The organism is Nocardiopsis sinuspersici (assembly GCF_001998325.1).
GTDB lineage: Bacteria > Actinomycetota > Actinomycetes > Streptosporangiales > Streptosporangiaceae > Nocardiopsis > Nocardiopsis sinuspersici.
The window spans coordinates 5966876-5986858 of the sequence record NZ_MCOK01000001.1; the positions used below are offsets into that span (position 1 = coordinate 5966876).

The 19983-nt window shown below is 70.6% G+C and carries 20 protein-coding genes; 14 read left to right on the top strand and 6 right to left on the bottom strand.

What is annotated here, in order from left to right:
• The first annotated feature begins 98 nt into the window (after positions 1–98).
• Complete coding sequence (locus NOSIN_RS25945) at positions 99–869, top strand: ANTAR domain-containing response regulator (RefSeq protein WP_077693237.1); 771 nt, start codon at positions 99–101, stop codon at positions 867–869.
• A 96-nt stretch (positions 870–965) separates the two neighbouring features.
• Positions 966–1313 (top strand): STAS domain-containing protein, encoded by a 348-nt coding sequence (locus NOSIN_RS25950; protein ID WP_077693780.1) that lies wholly within the window; start codon positions 966–968, stop codon positions 1311–1313.
• Here the strand turns inward: NOSIN_RS25950 and NOSIN_RS25955 are convergent.
• Both NOSIN_RS25955 and NOSIN_RS25960 read right to left on the bottom strand, forming a co-directional pair.
• Positions 1303–2277: an anti-sigma factor RsbA family regulatory protein gene (locus NOSIN_RS25955; protein ID WP_077693238.1), complete on the bottom strand. Its 975-nt coding sequence runs from the start codon at positions 2275–2277 to the stop codon at positions 1303–1305. The two genes, NOSIN_RS25950 and NOSIN_RS25955, sit on opposite strands and share 11 nt — an antisense overlap.
• A gap of 131 nt (positions 2278–2408) precedes the next feature.
• The gene (locus NOSIN_RS25960) at positions 2409–3686 is read right to left on the bottom strand and encodes a glycosyltransferase (RefSeq protein WP_077693239.1); all 1278 of its coding nucleotides are present in this window, start codon (positions 3684–3686) and stop codon (positions 2409–2411) included.
• A gap of 824 nt (positions 3687–4510) precedes the next feature.
• On the opposite strand from NOSIN_RS25960, the gene NOSIN_RS25965 reads away from it, so the two are divergent.
• Positions 4511–5272 (top strand): PP2C family protein-serine/threonine phosphatase, encoded by a 762-nt coding sequence (locus NOSIN_RS25965; RefSeq protein WP_077693240.1) that lies wholly within the window; start codon positions 4511–4513, stop codon positions 5270–5272.
• A 279-nt stretch (positions 5273–5551) separates the two neighbouring features.
• Here NOSIN_RS25965 and NOSIN_RS27405 read toward each other — a convergent pair whose 3' ends face one another.
• The 3 genes from NOSIN_RS27405 to NOSIN_RS25975 form a co-directional block, all read right to left on the bottom strand.
• Complete coding sequence (locus NOSIN_RS27405; protein ID WP_170293739.1) at positions 5552–6235, bottom strand: copper resistance CopC family protein; 684 nt, start codon at positions 6233–6235, stop codon at positions 5552–5554.
• 29 nt (positions 6236–6264) lie between these two features.
• Positions 6265–6843 (bottom strand): copper resistance protein, encoded by a 579-nt coding sequence (locus NOSIN_RS27410; protein ID WP_170293740.1) that lies wholly within the window; start codon positions 6841–6843, stop codon positions 6265–6267.
• Between the two features lie 188 nt (positions 6844–7031).
• On the bottom strand, positions 7032–7301 hold the full coding sequence (locus tag NOSIN_RS25975) for a WhiB family transcriptional regulator (protein WP_077693241.1): 270 nt from the start codon (positions 7299–7301) through the stop codon (positions 7032–7034).
• 812 nt (positions 7302–8113) lie between these two features.
• Here NOSIN_RS25975 and ectA point away from each other — a divergent pair.
• From ectA to NOSIN_RS26035, 11 genes are all read left to right on the top strand, one after another.
• Positions 8114–8614 (top strand): diaminobutyrate acetyltransferase, encoded by a 501-nt coding sequence (ectA, locus tag NOSIN_RS25980; RefSeq protein ID WP_077693242.1) that lies wholly within the window; start codon positions 8114–8116, stop codon positions 8612–8614.
• Positions 8615–8701: 87 nt separating this feature from the next.
• Complete coding sequence (gene ectB / locus NOSIN_RS25985; RefSeq protein WP_077693243.1) at positions 8702–9967, top strand: diaminobutyrate--2-oxoglutarate transaminase; 1266 nt, start codon at positions 8702–8704, stop codon at positions 9965–9967.
• 129 nt (positions 9968–10096) lie between these two features.
• On the top strand, positions 10097–10486 hold the full coding sequence (locus NOSIN_RS25990; protein ID WP_077693244.1) for an ectoine synthase: 390 nt from the start codon (positions 10097–10099) through the stop codon (positions 10484–10486).
• 654 nt (positions 10487–11140) lie between these two features.
• Positions 11141–11992, top strand: a complete 852-nt coding sequence (ehuB, locus tag NOSIN_RS25995; RefSeq protein ID WP_077693245.1) for an ectoine/hydroxyectoine ABC transporter substrate-binding protein EhuB — start codon at positions 11141–11143, stop codon at positions 11990–11992.
• 7 nt (positions 11993–11999) lie between these two features.
• Positions 12000–12725, top strand: coding sequence for an ectoine/hydroxyectoine ABC transporter permease subunit EhuC (ehuC, locus tag NOSIN_RS26000; protein ID WP_077693246.1), 726 nt, complete (start codon positions 12000–12002; stop codon positions 12723–12725).
• Positions 12722–13360 (top strand): ectoine/hydroxyectoine ABC transporter permease subunit EhuD, encoded by a 639-nt coding sequence (gene ehuD / locus NOSIN_RS26005; protein ID WP_077693247.1) that lies wholly within the window; start codon positions 12722–12724, stop codon positions 13358–13360. Before ehuC ends, ehuD begins: the two co-directional genes overlap by 4 nt.
• A complete protein-coding gene (ehuA, locus tag NOSIN_RS26010; RefSeq protein WP_077693248.1) occupies positions 13347–14171 on the top strand; it encodes an ectoine/hydroxyectoine ABC transporter ATP-binding protein EhuA in 825 nt (274 codons plus the stop codon). The genes ehuD and ehuA overlap by 14 nt, the downstream gene beginning before the upstream one ends.
• A gap of 174 nt (positions 14172–14345) precedes the next feature.
• Positions 14346–15278, top strand: coding sequence for a CPBP family intramembrane glutamic endopeptidase (locus tag NOSIN_RS26015; RefSeq protein WP_171986641.1), 933 nt, complete (start codon positions 14346–14348; stop codon positions 15276–15278).
• A 223-nt stretch (positions 15279–15501) separates the two neighbouring features.
• Positions 15502–17613: an RNA degradosome polyphosphate kinase gene (locus NOSIN_RS26025; protein WP_077693250.1), complete on the top strand. Its 2112-nt coding sequence runs from the start codon at positions 15502–15504 to the stop codon at positions 17611–17613.
• Between the two features lie 2 nt (positions 17614–17615).
• On the top strand, positions 17616–18626 hold the full coding sequence (locus NOSIN_RS26030) for an NUDIX hydrolase (protein ID WP_227015175.1): 1011 nt from the start codon (positions 17616–17618) through the stop codon (positions 18624–18626).
• Between the two features lie 54 nt (positions 18627–18680).
• Positions 18681–19124, top strand: a complete 444-nt coding sequence (locus tag NOSIN_RS26035; RefSeq protein WP_077693252.1) for an SRPBCC family protein — start codon at positions 18681–18683, stop codon at positions 19122–19124.
• Positions 19125–19364: 240 nt separating this feature from the next.
• Here the strand turns inward: NOSIN_RS26035 and NOSIN_RS27415 are convergent, their stop codons facing one another.
• The gene (locus NOSIN_RS27415; RefSeq protein ID WP_170293741.1) at positions 19365–19778 is read right to left on the bottom strand and encodes a hypothetical protein; all 414 of its coding nucleotides are present in this window, start codon (positions 19776–19778) and stop codon (positions 19365–19367) included.
• Positions 19779–19983: the final 205 nt, after the last annotated feature.

Genomic DNA, 19983 nt, shown 5'->3' on the forward strand with positions numbered 1-19983 from the left:
GTCGTGGATGGCGTTCCTCCCGAAGCTAGCGGATGTCCGCCGCCGGGGTCTCCCAAGGTTACGGTTAGTGGAGTCCGGACGCGGAAGGAGGCCGAATCATGTGGTTCGAACGCCTGGCCCGCGACATCGGCGCGCTGGGGCAGGAGGACGGCACCACCCTGGAGCGCGCCCTCGACCAGATGAGCAGGGCCGCGGCCCTGGACGTGCCCGGATGCTCGGCCGCGCTCGTCGTGGTCTGGCGCGAGGTCGGGGCGCCCGACGGGTCCGCCCGCCACGTCGTCACCGACTACGGCGCCTCCCACGCCGACCTGTCCGCCGCCTTCGAGCACCAGTACACCAGTGACCAGGGCCCCACTGTGGAGGCCGTCCGCGAGATGCGCCAGGTGCGGGTGGGCGACATCCTGCGCGAATCCCACCGGTGGCCCCGCTACACCAGCATGGCGGTCCAGTGCGGGGACCGGTCCTCCGTCACCCTGCCCAGCCCGATGCCCGGTGAGGACGACGACCGGGTGATCACCTTCGGGGTGCACTCCGGCCGCGCGGACGCCTTCGGCGAGGACGTCGTCGCGCCCCTGACGGTCCTGCTCGCCGAGCACGCCGCCGTGTCGCTCCGCAGCGCCGGGCGCCAGGCCGACGCGGCCAGGGAGACCGCCCACATGCGCCGGGCCATGTCGGCGCGTACGGTGATCGACCAGGCGAAGGGCATCATCATGCACGCCCGTGGCTGTGACGCGGACACCGCCTTCACCGCGCTGCGCGAGGTCGCCCAGCGCAACCGCAAGAGGGTGGTCGACGTGGCCCGCGACCTCGTGGAGGAGAACACCGGACCGCAGCCGCGGACGCGCCGGGCCGGTACGGACGGCCGGTGAACGACCGGGCGGCACCGGGCGGCGAGTCCCGAGCGTGACCGGGAAGCGCCATGATGAGGGTTCGGGCCCGTCCCGGAACGACAAGGAGAAGTGACCGTGACGTCAGACATCTCGATCCTTCGCGAGGATGGTGTCGTCGTCGTCGCCCCCGTGGGGGAGATGGACGCGGTGACCTCTCCCGCGCTGGCCGACGTACTCGACGGTGTTCTGGCCGCCGACCCGCCCCAGGGCGTGGTGGTCGACCTCGCCAAGGTCGGCTTCTGCGACTCCCGTTGCATCGGGGTGCTCGTCGCCGCCTACCGGCAGGCCCGCGACATGGGCGTGGGCCTGGTGGTCGCCGAACCCCAGCCGCAGGTCAACCGTCTGCTGGTGATCGCCGGGATCGACCAGGTCATCCCGATCACGAAGAGCACCGGCGCCGCGGTGGACTCCCTCAGGGCCTGAGCGGGGCCCGTGTCCCCGCCTCCTCCGCGAAACCGGCCTCGCGGGCCCGGTCCACGAAGTGCAGCCGTACCAGCGACCCCTCGCCGGTCCCGCTGATCTCCAGGAAGTCGCAGGTCTGCCGGGTGATCCACAGTCCGTACCCGCGCGGGCGCACGCCGTCGGCCGGACGGTATCCGGCCAGCGGGTCGTAGAGCCCCCCGCGTTCGTCGAACACGTCGCACACCCAGCGCCCGGGCCCGCGCCAGACCTGCACGGTGCCCTTGCCCGCGCCGTGCTCCAGCACGTTGGCGGCCAGTTCGTTCACCGCCACCACCAGGCTGTCGATCCGCTCGGGAGGAAACCCCACGTCCGCGCCGAGCGCCACCAGCTCGCCGCGCAGCCGCGGCAGGGACAGCCCGATCTCCAACCGGTGGACGGGCCCGGTGACCGGAAGCGGGTCCGGGGCGACCGGCCTGGCACCGAACGCCGCCGTACCCAGGTAGGCGGGGTTGGACCGGGTTCCCCACGGCTCGGTGAGCACCGGGTGGGTGGCGAGCACCGCGGACCGGGTCCGCGGTGCCAGGGTCCGGACGTCGTGGGCGCACAGCAGCCGTATCCGCTGCGGGGCCAGCGCCGTGCACAGCACCGACTCCAGGCGGTGCCACTCGCGCAGCTCCGTCCCCGAGGCCGAGGGCAGCGGGGGCTCGGCCACGACGACCACGGGCACGGGGTCGTGGGTGAGTGCCAGGCGGTGCAGGGCCGCCAGGGTACGCCCGGGAGCGTCGTAGAGCCCGTCCCGGTCGAGGACGTGCACCCGCTCTCGTTCGGTCGGCGACAGCGCGCTGGTGAGCGCCTCGGCCCGTTCTCCGGTGACCGCGAGCACCGCACGGGCGTTTTCGCGTACGGCCGACCGGAGCCGCTCCCGGGCCACCTCGTGGAACTGCTGCTCGCGGCGGAAGAGCAGGCCCTGGTGTTCGAAGGTCATCGGTTCGTGGTGTCCGCGCTCGGGGTCGGCCGTACGGCGCCCGAGCGCCGCGGTCTGTGTACCCGGGCCGGTCCCCCGGAAGGGACTCCGGGGGACCGGCGGTACGGGTGCGGGGTGGGTGCGGGCACGGGTCAGCGGAAGGTCCCGGACAGCAGCAGGCCGTCCACCTCGTCCTCCTCCACGTCCTCGCGCTCGTTCTGCTGCGGGTGGGACCGCTTGTAGGCGAGCTCCGTCTCGATGGCGATCCTCTGCCACGTGAACCGGGAACGGGCCCGGTCCACCGCGGCGATGCCGTAGGCGGTGCTCATGGTGGGCGTGCCGAGGACCGCGCGCACCGAGCGCGCGACCTCGTCGGGGCGTCCGAAGCGCATCAGCACACCGCTGGTGCGGTGCAGGACGGCCCCGGGGATCGCGCCGGTGGCGGTGGCCACCACGGGCAGGCCGCAGGCCATGGCCTCCAGCACGGCCCCTCCGTAGGGGTCGTAGGAGGCGGCGGACACGTACACGTCCGCCGACCGCAGCAGGCGGGGAAGCTCCTTGCGCTCGATCGGGCCGGTCAGGTGGACGCGGTCGTTCACCCCGGCCTCCTTGGTCAGGAGCTCGATCCGGCGGGCGTTCTCGTCGAGGGCCACGTCCAGGCCCTCGGTGGTGGAGACGAGCAGCAGCTCGGCCTCGGGCAGGCGGGTCATGGCCTCCACGAGGCGGTCGGCGCCGCCGGACCCGGTCAGGGAGGTGACCGCGACCAGGCGTGCGCGCTCCTCGCGCCGGGAGTTCCAGTGCTCGGTGGAGGCGCTGCCCTCCACGCTGAAGTGCTCGGGGTCCACGCCGAAGGGCACCACGCTCACGTGCCGGCGGGGCACGCCCAGGCGTGCCAGCTCGCCCTGCTGGTCGGTGGAGTTGACCAGGACGTGGTCGGCGCGGGAGGCCAGGACCGTCTCCATGCGGGCGCGCTCGGGCTGGTGGGCGAGGCCGCTGCGCTGCTCGCTGGCGTTGAGGGAGTGGAAGGTCTGGACGATGGGTGTGCTGCTCTGGTCGCTTCCGCCGTGCGCCTGGGCGTGCATGGCGGCCAGGCCGCTGGTCCACCCGATGGCGTGCAGGACGTCGGGCGCGTCCTCGTTCAGGGCGGAGGCGAGCGCGGTGCCGAAGGCGCCGGTGTGCTCGGCGTGCCTGTCGTCGGGCATCGGCCGGGCCGGGCCGGCGTCCAGGTGGATGACGGAGACGCCGCGCGCCATGCGGGTGCGGCCGTCGGGCTGGTCGGGGTCGCTGCGGCGGACGTAGACCGTCACGCGGTGCCCGCGCTTGGCGAGCTGCCGGGACAGGGCGCACGCGTGCAGGCTCGCGGGGCAGGCTGGCTCACCCCTGTGGGCGGGGAGGGGGTTGGCGTGTTCGGCGACCATGGCGATCTTCACTGGGCTGCACTCCTTGGACACGGTTTCGTCTGGTGTCCGTCCGTGGGCGGGCCCGAGGTGACTCCGGAGCGGGGAATCGGAATCTCCCCCGGGCGGGGCTGGGGTCGGTGCGCCGGTCCTCGGAGTCCTGGGAGCGGCGCACGACACGTGGCGCTTGAGAGGGGAGGCGTGGTCAGGGGGAGGGGGCACGGGGTGCCGTGGATCGACCCGCCGGTGGAGGCCGCTCGGCAGCACTGGAAACCGTAGGCGCGTAGCGGATACGGAGGCTGTGGAGCGAGGGGGAGGGAGAGAAGGGCAGACGCACGGAGATCACACCAAACGACCGGTCGAGGAAGACGTGGGCCACCGTGGACAGCCGGAGGGCGGCGCACGGGGCGGGTCGTGTGTGTCTGCGTCTTAGACACCCAACGGACTCCATTCTGCCAGACGGTCCCGTCCTCGACAACGCGCGGACGATCCCGCGCCACGGCGAAAGGGGGGTTTCGGGGTGGTCCGTAACCCTGTTCCGCCCTCTCTGGGCTGCGACTTCGTCCTGTCGGCGCACGGCCCCTGTCGGGGCCGCGCCGCCGCCGCTACTGTCGGACCGGAACACCAGGCGGCACAACGTGCACCGAGGGCCCGTACGCCACGACACTTTTGGCGGTGGGAACCGGGGAGGGAACTGCATATCCGGGTGTTTTCCGCCATGATGTACGCGGATTTTGACCCAGTCCGGCGGTGGCTCGGTACGGTGACAGAATCCAGACGTTGAACGGGACTCGACCAAGGTCTGGCGCTGTGCGCCGGGCAACCGGCCACGGCCGATGAAACGGGAGGAAGGGCGTATGGGTGTCGCTGGTGGGGAAGTCATTGTCACGGCCCTCACGCACCGGGGCGCTATCCGTCCCGCCAACGAGGACGCCGTCGTCATGGGTGCCCTGACCGTCGCCAGTGCGAACATGACCTCGCCTGTGCGCTGTGTGCTCCCGGTGAGCGAGCCCGTCATCCTGGCGGTCGCCGACGGGATCGGCGGTCAGGCCGCGGGAGAGATCGCCTCGGAGCACGCCGTGCACCGCATGGCCGAGATGGGGCCGCGCCTGGACGGCGTGGAGGAGATCGCGCAGTTGCTGAGCAACATCGACGAGGAGATCAAGGACCACGCCACGCAGCACACCGAGTTCTCCGGGATGGGGACCACCGTTGCGGGAGTCCTGCTCAACAACGACGGCAACTTCTGGTTCAACGTCGGGGACTCCCGGACCTACCGCCTGGAGGGACGCCGCCTGAGGCAGCTCTCCGAGGACGACTCACCGGCCCTGCCGCCGTCCGAGGACGGCCGTCCGGTCACCACGAACTTCATCACCCAGTCCCTGGGCGGCAGTTCGGGCGGCACGATGGTCCCGCACGTGGGCCGGGACGACGCGGCCGACCCCAGCGCCTGGCTCATGTGCAGCGACGGCCTGTCCGACCTGGTCCTGACCGAGGAGATGGAGCGGATGATCGCCGAGGCGGGCAGCGACGAGGCCGCCGTGCACGCCCTGTGGCAGGCCGCCATGGAGGCGGGCGGCAAGGACAACATCAGCATCCTGCTGGCCCGGCGCGTCTGATCCCGCACCCGACCCCGACCCCGACGAACACGCCCCCCGTCCATCCCCGTCCGCGCTTCCCGCCGTTTCCACGGCTTCCGCCACCTCCGGAGCTCCCACACCCCCGCCCCCCACACGGCTTCCACCGTTCCCGCGCTTCTCCACCGGCCACCGCGGCCTGTCCGTGACTCCTGCCCTCCGCCGCCGGGGCGCCGGACACGGAAGGGGCCCGTCCACCGTCTCCGAGTCCGGGAACGGTGTACGGGCCCCTCGTCCGTCGCCGGCCGCAGGCGGCTTCGCCTACTCCCGGCCCGCGCCGGAGCGCTTGCGCATGCGCACGGCCACGAGTACGACCGCGGCGACACCGCCGACGGCGACGACGGCCAGTACCGCCAGGGCGACGGGCGAGACCTCCTCCGCGGCCGCGGCCTCGTCGGCGGGCGCCTCCCCGGCCGGTTCCCCGGCGGTCTCCTCCTCCGCGGCCCCGGTCGCCGCCTCCTCCTCGGGAGCGGTCTCCTCGGGCGCGGACTCCGGAGCCGCCGCGGCGACGGCCTCCTCGGTCACCGAGAACGTCAGGGTGTCCTGGATCGGGTGTCCGTCGGAGGAGACCACGCGGAAGCCGATCGTGTACTCGCCGGCCTGGTCCAGCGTGCGCAGCCCCACGGACACGTCCGTGCCGTCGAAGGTGGGCTCGCCCTCCTCGTAGGTGGTCTCCTCGTCCGGGCCCGTGACGACGACGGCACTGCCGCTGCCGCCCTCCATCGGGGCGTTGCTGAAGGTCAGCACGACCTCCTCGGGGACGCTGTCCAGGGTCTGGCCGTCCTCGGGGTCGGAACCGGTCAGGGCGTCGTGGGCCAGGGCGGGAGAGGGGGCCAGCGCCAGGGCGGCGGCCGCGAGCGGGGTCAGCAGGGCGGCGGCCGCACGCGGCAGCAGGCGGGAGGGTCTTGTGCCGCCGCGGGTGGGGATGCTGTGGTCAGTGGTCATGTCTTCTCTCAGCGTTCGGTTCGGTCGGTCTACGCGAAGGCGCCCCGGGGCCGGGGAGGTCCGCGGGGACCGTTCGCCGAGAGCACGACGGGGGAGGGCGCCGTCGGGACGGCGGCACACGGGATCCGTACGGGGGTGGTGAACGCGAGGTCGGGCACGCGCAGCGACGGCAGCGCGCGGCAGAGCAGGGCGGCCAGGAACCACAGGGCCGCCTCGCCGTGGGCGAGCAGCGCGGAGGCCAGCAGGGCGGCCCACAGGTGTGCGAACAGCATGCCCGGCGCTAGGCCGAGAGCGTGGGCGGACAGGCCGTGTCCGGCGTGGTCCGCGCCGGCGCCGGGTATCCCCGGGAGCGGCTGGGCCGATCCCAGGAGGATCAGGTGCAGGAGGACCTGGACGGAGGCCATGACGGCGAAGATGTCGCCGAAGCCGCGCATCGTGCGGGTGAAGTACCACAGCAGGGGGAACAGGACCGCGGCCGCGGCCGCGAACCCGCCGGCGGAGGCCGGGGACGCGGCCCACACGTTGTGGCCGCTCCAGGCAAGCCCCGTGCACGCAGCGGCGAGGAGTGCCGTGCGCAGGAGGCGGAGTGTGCCGTGGGCGGGTCGCACGAGAAAGAACCTAGGCCGTGCCCCACGGGGCCGCAAGGTGCCGCGGGGTCACCGGTCGCGCACCGCGTGGACCGGCCCGGCGGGCCGGGGCGGCGCTCGTCCGCGTCATGGTGTCTCCCTCGGAACGGGGTCGGGCGGGGAGCGGGAAGGCGGGGGGCCACCGGGCGCGGCCCCCCGGGCGCTCCCGATCAGCTCCTGCCGGCCGGAACCAGCTCGCGCCGCATGTAGCGGCGCTGCTCGGGGGTGGTGCCACCCCAGACCCCGTGGGCCTCTCCGGCCCGCAGGGCCCACCGCAGGCACTCCTGGCGAACAGTACAACTGCGGCAGACGGCGACGGCCTGCTCGGTGTCGGCGCGCCCGATCCCGGTGGTGCTCACCGGGAAGAAGATCTCCGGGTCGTACGAGCGGCAGTTGCCCTGCTCGACCCAGTCCTCGCTCTCGTGGTACAGGCGGTTCACGGGCGCCTCCGATCCGTGGCTGTGATCCGTGGTCAGTGGCCCGCACCGTGCTCTCACGGCGGGGTCAGGAATCCTCCGCCCCGCCGTTCACGGGCGGTCGGCCCGGAGAATCGCGGCGCAGCGATGCGACCAAGTGTAGTACGACCTTGTGTAGTACTACGCGAAGTCTGCTAGAAAATCCGTGATTTCTCAAGGACGTTCCGGGTAGCGGGCCACTGTGTCCCGCAGTGGACGCGGGCGAGGAGGTCGGCGGTGCCCCGTCGCGGCGGCTCCCGGGCCGCGCCGGACCGCCGGATCCTCGCGCCCACCGGCGCTTCGGCGATCCTTCCGGTGCCCCGGAACGTACCGTGTGGCGTGAAACGCGGCCCGGGCCCCGTTATGTCGCGAGGTTTCCACCGAATCAATGTGACTTAACGCACGCTTAATATTGCCTGTTGAGGGCCTATGTTTGGCCCTGAGGGTTGTTGACCTCATCAGGTGGCCGCCGCGCGGTGCGCGCCCGCGCCCCGGGTGATCCGCCCGTGGCCGTGACGCGAAATCCCCTGATGGGCAAGGCGTGAGCGCGTCGGCGGACCGCCTCGGAGCTTCGGACGAAGGCCCTGTTCAGGGCGTCGAAGCACTGTTAAATGAACAAGTCCTACCCGATGAGAGCGTGTCGAAACATCTACACGGAGCCTCCCTGAAATCTCGTTGGTATTCGTTCGCTAAGTTCGATCGACGTGCCACATCAACGAACGAACCTCCAAGCACGCGACCGCACTGACGCCGGGGCCCCGAGCACCGAGACACCAGGAGCCGCGGGCCGTGGAGGCGTGCGCCTGTCGCACCCGTCCCTGGAGGACGGACCGCACATGTGGCGGCTGGCGGGGGAGACGGGCATGGACGTCAACTCCCCGTACGCCTACGCGCTCTGGTGCCGGGACTTCGCCGAGACCAGCGTCGTCGCCCGCGATGACGAGGGCCGTGTCGCGGCCTACGTCACCGGCTTCGTGCGGCCCGACAGCCCCGACACGTACTTCCTCTGGCAGGTGGCCGTGGACTCCGCGTTCCGCGGACAGCGGCTGGCCCGCCGGATGCTCGACTTCATCGGTGACCGGATCACCGAGCGTGGCCTGCGCTACCTCGAAGCGACCGTCACCGCCGACAACACCGCATCCCGAGCCCTGTTCGCCTCGTTTGCCCGGGACAGGGGGGCCGAAGCCGTGTGGAGTCCGCTCTTCGGCGGGGAACACTTCCCTGCGGACGACGACACACCGCACGATCCCGAAGACCTCGTACGCATCGGTCCCCTCAATCCCGAGCCGGAAGTGTGACCGACCATCCGCACCGGATCCACCAACCCACCCCATCGTCCAAGCCATGAGCCCACGAACCTGGGGAAAGGAACCAAGGAACACACCATGGATACCTTCCAGCGCCTGGAGTCCGAAGTCCGCGGATACTGCCGGAACTGGCCGGTCGTGTTCGACAGGGCCGTCGGAAGCCATGTCTACGACGAGACCGGCAAGCCCTTCCTGGACTTCTTCGCAGGAGCGGGTTCGCTCAACTACGGGCACAACAACCCGGAGCTGAAGACCTCGCTCATCGAGTACCTGACCGACGACAAGATCGTCCACAGCCTCGACGCCTACAGCGTGGCCAAACGCGAGTTCCTGAAAACCTTCGAGGAGATCATCCTCAAACCGCGGAACCTGGACTACAAGATCCAGTTCCCGGGCCCCGCGGGCAACAACGCGGTCGAGGCCGCGCTGAAGCTGGCCCGCAAGTACACCGGTCGCGAGACCATCGTCAACTTCACCAACGGCTTCCACGGCATGACCCTGGGCGCCCTGGCCGTCACCGGCAACTCGATGAAGCGCGGTGGCGCGGGCGTGCCCCTGGGCCACGTCGCCACGATGCCGTTCGACAACTACATGGACGGCAAGACGCCGGACTTCCTGTGGCTGCGCAGCCTGCTGGACGACAGCGGCAGTGGCCTGGACAAGCCCGCCGCCGTCATCGTCGAGACGGTCCAGGGCGAGGGCGGCATCAACGCCGCCAGCGCCCAGTGGCTGCGCGACCTCTCGGAGCTGTGCCGCGAGTACGAGATCCTGCTGATCGTCGACGACATCCAGATGGGCTGCGGCCGTACCGGGGACTTCTTCAGCTTCGAGGAAGCCGGGATCGTCCCGGACATCGTCACCCTGTCCAAGTCCATCAGCGGCTACGGCCTGCCCATGGCCCTCACCCTGTTCAAGCGCGAGCTGGACGTGTGGGAGCCGGGTGAGCACAACGGCACCTTCCGCGGGTTCAACCCGGCCATGGTCACCGGCTCGGAGGCGCTGCGCCGCTACTGGAGCGACTCCTCGTTCGCCGACTCGGTCAAGGCCAAGGGCGACATGGTCGCCGCGCGCCTGGCCGAGATGGCCGCCGAGCACGCCGAGTTCGGCGCGCACGTGCGCGGCCGCGGCCTGGCCCGCGGCCTGGCCTTCGAGCAGGACGGCATCGCCAAGAAGGTCGCCGCCGAGTCCTTCGACCGCGGCCTGCTCCTGGAGACCTCCGGTCCCGAGGACGAGGTCGCCAAACTCCTGCCGCCGCTGACGGCGAGCGAGGAGGAGCTCACGGCGGGACTTGACATCATGGCTGACGCGGTCCGTGCCGCGGTCAAGGTGGCACAGCCCGCCTAGGAACTTCCTCTGCGGAGTTCCACACCACGCGGTGCGGGGCCGGCGGCGACCTTCGGGACGCCGTCCGGCCCCGCCCCCGTGTCGCACCACCATCGAAAGGCGCCGCAGAGCGCGTAAAGGAGACAACCAGTGATCGTTCGCAGCCTGGACGAGGTCAACGACACCGACGCCGACATCAAGACGGAGACCTGGCGCAGCCGCCGGATCGTCCTCGCGAAGGACAAGGTCGGCTTCTCCTTCCACGAGACCGTCCTGTACGCGGGTACGGAGACCAGCATGTGGTACGCCAACCACATCGAACTCGTGCACTGCATCGAGGGCGAGGCCGAGGTGACCAACGACGAGACGGGGGAGAAGCACATCATCACCCCGGGCACCCTCTACCTGCTCAACGGTCACGAGAAGCACACCGTCCGCCCCAAGACGGACTTCCGCGTGCTGTGCGTGTTCAACCCGCCCGTCACCGGGCGCGAGGTCCACGACGAGAACGGCGTCTACCCGCTCATCGTCGAGGACTGACGACAGCACCGGAGAGCCCGGTCCGGGCCCGGGACCCGAGGTCGGGGTCCTGGGGCACGAGGCCCGGGCCCGGTCCCGCACCGGGAACCGCCGGGGGGTGGGTTCCCGTCCTGGAGGCGTCCGGACGGCAGGGGCACGCCACGGGCGTCTCCTTCCGGGACCCTCCGAGGAGCGGGCGAGACGAGCAGGACGAACACACTGTGGGCGGGGTCGCGAGACCCCGCCCACAGTGCTTTCACGGGGGAGGCGCCCCAGGGTGACGGAGCCTCGGACTCAGCGTCACAAAGCACAGGTGACCCGCCCTGAGCAGGGCGAAGATGCGATCACCCGGGGGCCGCGCACGCATAACCAGTGCATAACGGACTAATCGGGTCTCGTTACTGTCGAGCATGCTTGGGGGAGGCTGAGCATGCTCGGGACAGAACCCCGTACCAGGCCGTCGTGCCCTGCACCGGACGGCGGCCGCAGCCGCGGTACAGCGGGCCGCGACCCGCCCACACCGGGCGTCCCACCGATCCGCATGTGCGGCGTAGCCGTCCCCCCGGACGAGTGCGCCGCTCCCCCCAAGTCTTTCGAGGAGCAGTCGTGAAGAAGCAGGTACCAGCTGTCAGCCGAGGAGCCTGGGGCCGCCGAGACGCACTTCGCCTGGGTGGAGTGGGGCTGGCCACCCTCGGTCTCGCCGCCTGCAGCCGGGTCGACGGCGGAGGGGGAGAGGGGGAGGAGGGCACATCGACCCTGGACCGCCTCCGCGAGCAGGGCTTCGTGGCGGTCGGCCTCGCCAACGAGATCCCCTTCGGCTTCGTCGACGACTCCGGCAACCCCGCCGGGCAGTCCCCCGCCGTGGCCAAGGCCGTCTTCGAGGAGCTGGGCGTCCCCGAGATCCAGGCCTCCTCCGTGAACTGGGACGGACTGATCCCGGGCCTGAAGTCAAACCGCTTCGACGTCATCGCCGCCGGCATGTTCATCACCCCCGAGCGCTGCGGGCAGGTCGCCTTCACCGAGCCCACCGCCACCTCCCCCGAGGCCTTCATGGTCAAGGAGGGCAACCCGGAGGGCATCAAGCACTTCAAGGACTTCGCCGAGAACCCCGACCTCAAGCTCGCGGTCCTCAACGGCTCGGTCGAGCAGACCTACGCCAACTACTTCGAGGTGCCCGAGGACCAGCAGGAGCTCATCCCCAACCAGACCGCCGGCTACGAGCTGCTGGAGGCGGGGCGCGTCGACGCGATGTCCATGCTGAGCGTGTCCCACGAGTACCTCCTCCAGGACCGGGGCGGCCCCTTCGAGGTCACCGAGCCGTTCTTCCCCGTGATCGACGGCCAGGAGGAGAAGGGCTGGGGCGGCCTGTGCGTCCGGCAGGAGGACACCACGCTGCTGGAGGAGATGAACCGGGTGATCGCCGAGTTCAAGGAGAGCGGACGCCTCCTGGAGCTGGGCCAGGACTGGGGCTTCACCGAGGCCGACCTGCCCGACGACATGACCACCGCCGAACTCTGCAAGGAATGAACCCGCAGTGGACTTCCTGATCCAGCGACTACCGCTCTATATCGACGGCGCGTGGATCACCATCCAGCTCACCTTCGGCGGCTGTGCCCTGGCCTTCGTCCTGGCCATGGTCTTCGGGATCATGGGGACGATCAGGCACTGGCTGCCCCGGGCCATCTCCACGGTCTACGTGGAGGTGTTCCGGGGCATCGCCGCCCTGGTGCTGATGTTCTGGATGGCGTTCGCCCTGCCGCAGCTGAGCGGGTTCCGACTGGACGACATGTTCGCCGCGATCCTCGCCCTGGGCCTCAACGTGGGGGCCTACGGAGCCGAGGTCGTGCGGTCGTCCATCAACGCCGTGCCCAAGGCGCAGGTCGAGGCCACGGTCGCGCTGAACCTCTCCTGGTTCCAGCGGACGCGCCTCGTCGTGCTGCCCCAGGCGTGGGCCCAGATGCTGCCCACGTTCGGCAACCTCGTCATCGAGCTGATGAAGGCCACCGCGGTGGTCTACCTCATCGGTGTGGCCGACCTGACGGCCGTCGCGCAGAACATGCGCGAGTCCACGGGTGAGACGGTGGTCGCCTTCATCGGCGCCTTCATCCTCTACTACCTGATCGCGCAGGTCCTCATCTTCGGCATGCGAATGCTCGAACGCCGCGCCAACCGGAAGCTGGGCCGTACCCCGCCGCGCGGCAAGAGCCTGAAGTCCCTCGCCCAGTCCACACCGGTCGGTAGCGCGGGAGGGACCTTCTGATGTGGGACTTCCAATGGACCCTCCAGATCCTGCCCGACCTGTTGGGCGCCCTGGGGACGACCGTCCAGATCACCTTCCTCAGCTACCTGATCGCTCTGGTCCTGGGGCTGCTGATCGCCATCGCCCGCCGGACGCCGTTCTTCGGCGCCGTCCTGCACGCGGCCACGGAGTTCATCCGTACGACACCGCTGGTCATCCAACTGGTGTTCGTCTTCCTCCTGACCCCGGCCCACATCACCCCGATGACCGTGGGCGTCGTCGTCCTCGGCGTGCACTACGCGGCCTACACGGCCGAGGTCTACCGCTCGGGCATCGAGGGCGTGGCCAAGGGGCAGTGGGAGGCGGCCCGGGCACTGAGCCTGCCCGCCCGCCGCACCTGGGGTGCCATCGTGCTGCCGCAGGCCATCCGCAAGGTCATCCCCGCGCTGGGCAACTACCTCATCGCGACGTTCAAGGACACGCCGCTGCTCATCGCGATCGGTGTGGCCGAGCTGCTCACCGAGGCCCAGCGGATCGGCAGCGCGAGCTTCCGCGTCGTCGAGGTCTACACCGTGGTCGGATTCCTGTTCCTCCTCGTGAGCATCCCGTCCGCCATCCTCCTCCGACGATTGGAGCGACGCTATGCCGCCGTCTGATACCCCCGTGAACGCAGAGTCCCCGGGTGTCGAGGGCCAGTCCCTGATCGTCTTCGACGACGTGGTCAAGCGCTTCGGCGACCTCACCGTGCTCGACGACCTGAACTTCTCCGTCGCTCCCGGCGAGCGGGTCACCCTCATCGGCCCGAGCGGTTCGGGCAAGACCACCATCCTGCGCCTGCTGATGACCCTGGAGAAGATCACCGAGGGCGTCATCTGGGTGGGCGGCGAGCCGTTCAGCCACATGCGCCGGGGCCAGGGGCTGGTCCGTGCGAGCGAGGGCTACATGCGCGAGCGCCGCAAGCGCATCGGCATGGTCTTCCAGCAGTTCAACCTGTTTCCGAACATGAGCGTGCGCCAGAACATCACCGAGGCGCCAGTACACGTGCTGGGCACCCCGAAGGACGAGGCCAACGCCCGGGCGAAGGAGCTGCTGGACCTGGTCGGGCTCGGCGAGAAGATCGACGCCCACCCCACCCAGCTCTCCGGCGGGCAGCAGCAGCGCGTGGCGATCGCCCGCGCGCTGGCCATGCAGCCGGAGATCCTGCTGCTGGACGAGGTCACCTCGGCCCTGGACCCGGAGCTGGTCGCCGGTGTCCTGGACGTGCTGCGCGAGGTCGCCGAGACCACGGACATCACGATGCTGTGCGTGACCCACGAGATGGGCTTCGCGCGGGACGTGTCGCACCGGGTGCTCATGTTCGACCAGGGCCAGATCGCCGAGGAGGGTCCGCCGGAGCAGATCTTCGGCGATCCCAAGGAGGACCGCACCAAGTCCTTCCTCCGCTCGGTCCTGGACAACGGCTTCTGAGGGCCGGCGCGTACGCCGACCGACGCGGGGCCGCTTCCGGAGCCGGGAGCGGCCCCGCGCCACGTCCTGACCTGGTATGCCGAGACGAGTGACGACATACCGTAGTCATTAAGTAGCTTTTAGTTTCCCCTTGGGCAGAATGAGAGTTCTGCGACAGGAGGGACTCTTGTGACCATGGTGCGAAGATGGGGACTCGCCTGGGGGGCGTTGCTCGCCGTCCTGCTCATCGCGGTACCGATGCTCTCGCACCCCGCGTTGCGCTCCGACGTCCTGGGCGACTCCATGGTCCTCCTCATGGTCTCCTGGTCCCCGATGCTCATCGGCGGGATCCTGGCCTGGGCCCTGGTCAGGGGTTTCGGCGCACGCGACCGGCTGGACCTCAGGATCGTCCGGGCGATGGAGGGCCACCCCGTCGGGCGCGAGGTGGCCTGGCTGGGGCTGCTCCTCGTCTGCTTCGTGCTGTCCATGGTGGCGCTGTCCCTGCTCTTTCGCGCCTACGGGGCGCAGATCGGCGCGGACCTGGCCATGTCCGCCTCGCTGGTGTCCAGGCTTCTGTTCCTGTTCACCCTGCCGCTGCTGCTCATGGACCGCTCAGGGGTCACCGTGGACGGCAAGGGCACCGACATGCCCGCGATCGCGCTGAGGGTGTCCGAGCCCTGGCGCTGGCTCGGGCTGATCCCGGTCGGGGTCGCGCTGACCCTCCTCGGCTACCTGCTCATCCCCTACATCGGGCTGCCGGGGCCGTCCCTCCCCCTGCTGGGTTTCCTGCTCGCCTTCACCGTGATCGCCGTGTGCGAGGAGATCTTCTTCCGCGGGATGATGCAGAGCCGACTGGAGCTCCAGATGGGCCGCTGGGGCGGGATCGTGGCGACCTCGGTGGTCTTCGCGGTCACCTACGCGGTCATCCAGCCCTACGACGCGGTCTCCCAGCTTCCGGGGACCGACCTGGTGTACAACACCGGCCTCGCCCTGCTGACCTACGCCACGGCCAGCCTCCTCTACGGCTACCTGTGGACGTGCTTTCGCAACACCTGGCTCCAGGTGATCATGCGCGTCGGCATGTTCCTGATGATCATGCCGCCCGACCTGCAGATCGGTCTCAACTGAGGGCCGCGCCGACACCGGCCACGGCCCCACCGTTACCGGCCGACGACTCCGCCGGCGCCGGTCCTCCCCGGAACCGGCCCGCCCCGCACGCCGGGTACACGCGGCGAAGACCCCGGCGTCCCCGGCGCGTCGGCGGAAGAGGTCCACAGCGGTCGCGTGGCGGTCACCTCGCCCTCACGGAGGTGTCACCGGGAGGTCATGGAAAAGAGGGAGTCTGCTCACTGTGAGCACGGAAACAGCGCCAACGCCATCGGGTGACGCCACCAGGCCCACCGGGCTGCCCGCCGACAGGTTCATGGACCGCGAGGAGGGATGGCTCCGCTTCAACCAACGGGTCCTCGAACTCGCCGAGGACGAGGACGTCCCCCTCCTGGAGCGGGCGCGGTTCCTGGCGATCTTCTCCAGCAACCTGGACGAGTTCTTCATGGTCCGCGTCGCCGGGCTCAAACGGCGCCTGGCCACCGGCCTGCACGTCGCCTCCTCCAGCGGGCACCACCCCCGCGCGCTGCTCGAACGCATCTCCCGGTTCACCCACGAGCTCATGCTCCGCCAGACCGCCTGCTTCCAGGACAGCGTCGCGCCCGCCCTGCGCGGGGTCGGGATCCGCATCGTGCGCTGGAGCGATCTGGAGACCGCCGAGCGCGAGGACCTGCACGGCTACTTCCGGCGCTCGGTCTACCCGCTGGTGACCCCCTTCGCGGTCGACTCCGCGCACCCCTTCCCCTACGTCTCCGGCCGCTCGCTCAACCTCGCGGTCGCCGTCCAGGACCCGCGCGACGACCGCAGCATGTTCGCCCGCGTCAAGATACCCAGCTCCCTGCCCCGCTTCATCGAGTCCGGAGGCGGGGGCAGCGGCCGGTTCGTCCCCGTCGAGGACATCGTCGCCGCCCACCTGCCCCAGCTCTTCGAGGGCATGCGGATCCTGGAGCACCACGCGTTCCGCGTCACCCGCAACGCCGACCTGGAGGTCGACGAGGACGAGACCGACGACCTCGTCACCTCCCTGGAGGACGAACTGCTGCGCCGCCGCTTCGGCCCGCTCGTGCGCCTGGAGGTCGAACAGGACATCAGCGACGGGGCGCTCGCCATCCTCACCCGGGCGCTCGGCGCCGAGGAGGGGGAGACCTACCGCGTCCCCGGGCCGCTCAACCTCGCCGGACTGTCCCAGATCGCCGACGCCGAGCGGCCCGAGCTGCGCTACCCGCCCATGGTCCCCGCCGAGCCGCACGCCCTGGCACCCGGAGACCTGTTCGCCGCCGTCCGCGAGCGCGAGGTCCTCGTCCACCACCCCTACGAGTCCTTCGCCACGACCACCGAGCGCTTCCTGGCCCTGGCCGCCACCGATCCCAAGGTCGTGGCGATCAAACAGACCCTGTACCGCACCAGCGGGGACTCGCCCATCGTGGAGTCCCTCGTCGAAGCCGCCAGGGAGGGCAAGGAGGTCGTGGTCCTGGTCGAGATCAAGGCCCGTTTCGACGAGCAGAACAACATCCAGTGGGCGCGCAAGCTGGAGGAGGCGGGCTGCCACGTCGTCTACGGCGTCGTCGGCCTCAAGACCCACTGCAAGCTCTCCATGGTCATCCGCCAGGACGACGACGGGCTGCTGCGCCGCTACTGCCACGTGGGCACCGGCAACTACAACCCGAGCACCGCCCGCATGTACGAGGACCTCGGCCTGTTCAGCGCCGACCCCGAGGTGGGCGAGGACGTCAACGACCTGTTCAACAGCCTCACCGGGTTCTCCCGCAGGAAGCACTACCGGCGCCTGCTCGTCGCCCCCGCCGCCCTGCGCGAGGGCCTGCTCGAACAGATCGCCGCGGAGATCGACAACAGCCTCAAGGGCGAGCCCGCGCGCATCCGCATCAAGGTCAACTCCCTGGTCGACGAGGAGATCATCGACGCCCTCTACCGGGCCTCGCAGGCCGGGGTGAACGTCGACCTGTGGGTGCGCGGCAGCTGTGTCCTGCGCGCAGGGGTGCCCGGGCTCTCCGAGAACATCCGGGTCCGCAGCATCCTCGGCCGTTTCCTGGAACACTCCCGTATCTTCGTCTTCTCGGGTGGCTGGCGGCCCCGGGTGTGGATCGGCAGCGCGGACCTGATGCCCCGCAACCTGGACCGACGGGTCGAGGCGCTGGTGCGCGTGGCCGACTCCGAGCAGTGCCACCGCCTGGTCCGCCTCATGGACCTGGCGATGGCCGACACCACCTCGTCCTGGCGGCTGGAACCCGACGGGACCTGGAGCCGCGCCACCCACGGCTCCGACGGTCGGCCACTCGTCGACCTGCAGGAGAGCCTGCGCGGAGACCGACACCTGCGAGTAGTGGAGAGCGGATGAACATGACGGGAACCGAGGGAGACGTCGAGGGCTCCGTCGAGGGCGTGGGCGGCGGCGTCCCGCGCCGGACGGCGGTCGGGGGCTACCTCGAACCCATCCGCGCGGGTGGCGCCCTGCTGTGGCGCGAGGGGGCGGGAGGAACCGAGGTCGTCCTCATCCGCAGGCCCGACCGGGGGGACTGGACCCTGCCCAAGGGCAAGCTCAAGAACCGCGAGCACACCATCGTCGGCGCGGTCCGCGAGGTCCGGGAGGAGACCGGCCTGACCCCTCTGCTGGGCCGCAGGCTCCCGCCGCAGCGCTACCTCAAGGACGGATGGCCCAAGCAGGTGGAGTGGTGGGCGGCCACGCCCGCCGACCCCGGCGGGGGGATCGACTACCCGCCCAACGAGGAGGTCGAGCTGGTCGAGTGGGTGCGCGCGGAGGAGGCCCGCGACCGGCTCACCTACGACCACGACGTGCAGGTGGTCGACAACTTCCTGGCCGGGCCCGCCACCACCTTCCCCGTCATCCTGCTGCGGCACCTCTCGGCGGGGGAGAAGCGCACCTGGAACGGTGAGGACCTGCTGCGTCCGCTGGACGGGGCCGGCCGCGCCGACGCCCTGGCCCTGTCCCGGCTGCTGGGCGCCTACGGGCGGCCCCGGGTGGTGACGTCGGCGGCGGCGCGGTGCACCGAGTCGGTGCTGCCGTACACGGTGGAGTTCGACGCGCCGACGCACACCGAGCGGGCGTTCACGGTCCACCAGCCCTCCGCCGGCTCCTCCGCGGCGGGGGGACCCTCCCACAGCGTGGAGGAGGCCAGGAAGGCGTTCGCGCAGATCCTGGCCGAGGGGCGGCCGACGGTGGTGTGCACGCACGGCGAGCTGGTGCCGCACCTGATGGCCGAGGCGCTCACCCAGTTGGACGCGCCGTTCACCCAGCAGCTCGGGCTGCGCAAGGGCTCCTTCTGGGTGGTGCACGTGGCCTCGCGGGGCGGTGGGCTGGCGGCGGTGGAGCGGCACGCGGTCCGCGCCTGAGGGACGGGCCGGGGCGCCCGGGGCGTGCCCCGCGTCCGGTGACATGATGCGGTCATGGTCAGACACAAGGTTGCGCGGAGCGTCGTGGTGGACGCTCCCGCCAAGCGGATCTTCGACATCATCGCGGCACCGGCGCGGCACTCCGAGTTCGACGGGTCGGGGACCGTGCGTGCCAACCTCTTCGGCCCCGACCGGCTGGAGCGGGGCAGCGAGTTCGGCATGGACATGAAGCTGTTCGGCGTCGGCTACCGGATCACCAACCGGGTGGTGGAGTACGAGGAGGACCGCCTCATCGCCTGGCGGCACTTCGGCTCGCACCGCTGGCGGTACGAGCTGCGGGAGCTGTCCGGGGGAGGCACCAGGGTCACCGAGACCTTCGACTACTCCCGGGGCCTTCCGGCGTTCTACGTCCTGATGGGGATGCCGGCCAGGAACGGACGGAGCATCGAGCTGACCCTGGAGCGGCTCAAGGCCGCGGCGGAGTCCGAGGGGAGCTGACCGCTCCCCGAAGGCATGCGCGGACACGGGCGCCGCCCTCGGCCGGGGGCCGTGGGCGGCGCTTCGCGACAGGAGCGGGTTCGCGTCACCGGGGGGTGCCGCACGCCTCCTCGCGCGGAAGGCGTGTGCCGTCTGTGCGGGACGGCGGGAACGCGTCGTTCCGCGGGCGGCGCCCCCAGTGCCTCCCGGACCGGGTCCCCGGCTCAGCCGGACACGTGGACCGGGAGGCGTCGACCAGCGTCAGGCGTGGTCCTTGTCGTGGTCGTGGTCGTGGTCGTAGTAGCCGTCCCAGTGGTCCTTGTCGTCGTCGTGGCCGTGGTCCTTGTCGCCGTGGTCCCAGCCGTTCTTCCCACCGTGGTCGTCGCCGTGGCGGTGGCCGTCGTCATCGTCCCCGTGGCCGTGGTTCCAGCCGTTGTCCCCGTCCTTGTCCTTGTCGCAGTCGTCCTCGTCGTCCTCGTGGCCGTACTCGTCCCAGTGGCCCTCTTCCCCGCTGTGGCTCTTGCGCTCGCCCTCATCGGAGTCGTGCCAGCCGCAGCTGTGGCCGTGGTGGCCGTGGTAGCCGTCGTGCTCGTCGTCCGCGACGGCGGGGGAGGCGGCACCGATGACGGCACCGGCGGCCATGGTCATGAGGGCGAGTCCAGCGATACGTTTCACGACAATCCTTGCTCTCGGTAGCAGGAAAATAACTGACAGTGACGAATGTAGGTCGGCGCATCCCGTTTGGCCAGTCCATCGACGCGGGAAGGCCAGATTGGTGTCGGAGCCCGGTTCCCGCCCGGACGGAAAACACGGTGCTCGCCCAAATGCCCTAAAGTTCGGCAAGGGCCCCTGTTCTGCGCGTCTCCCGGCAACCGCGGCG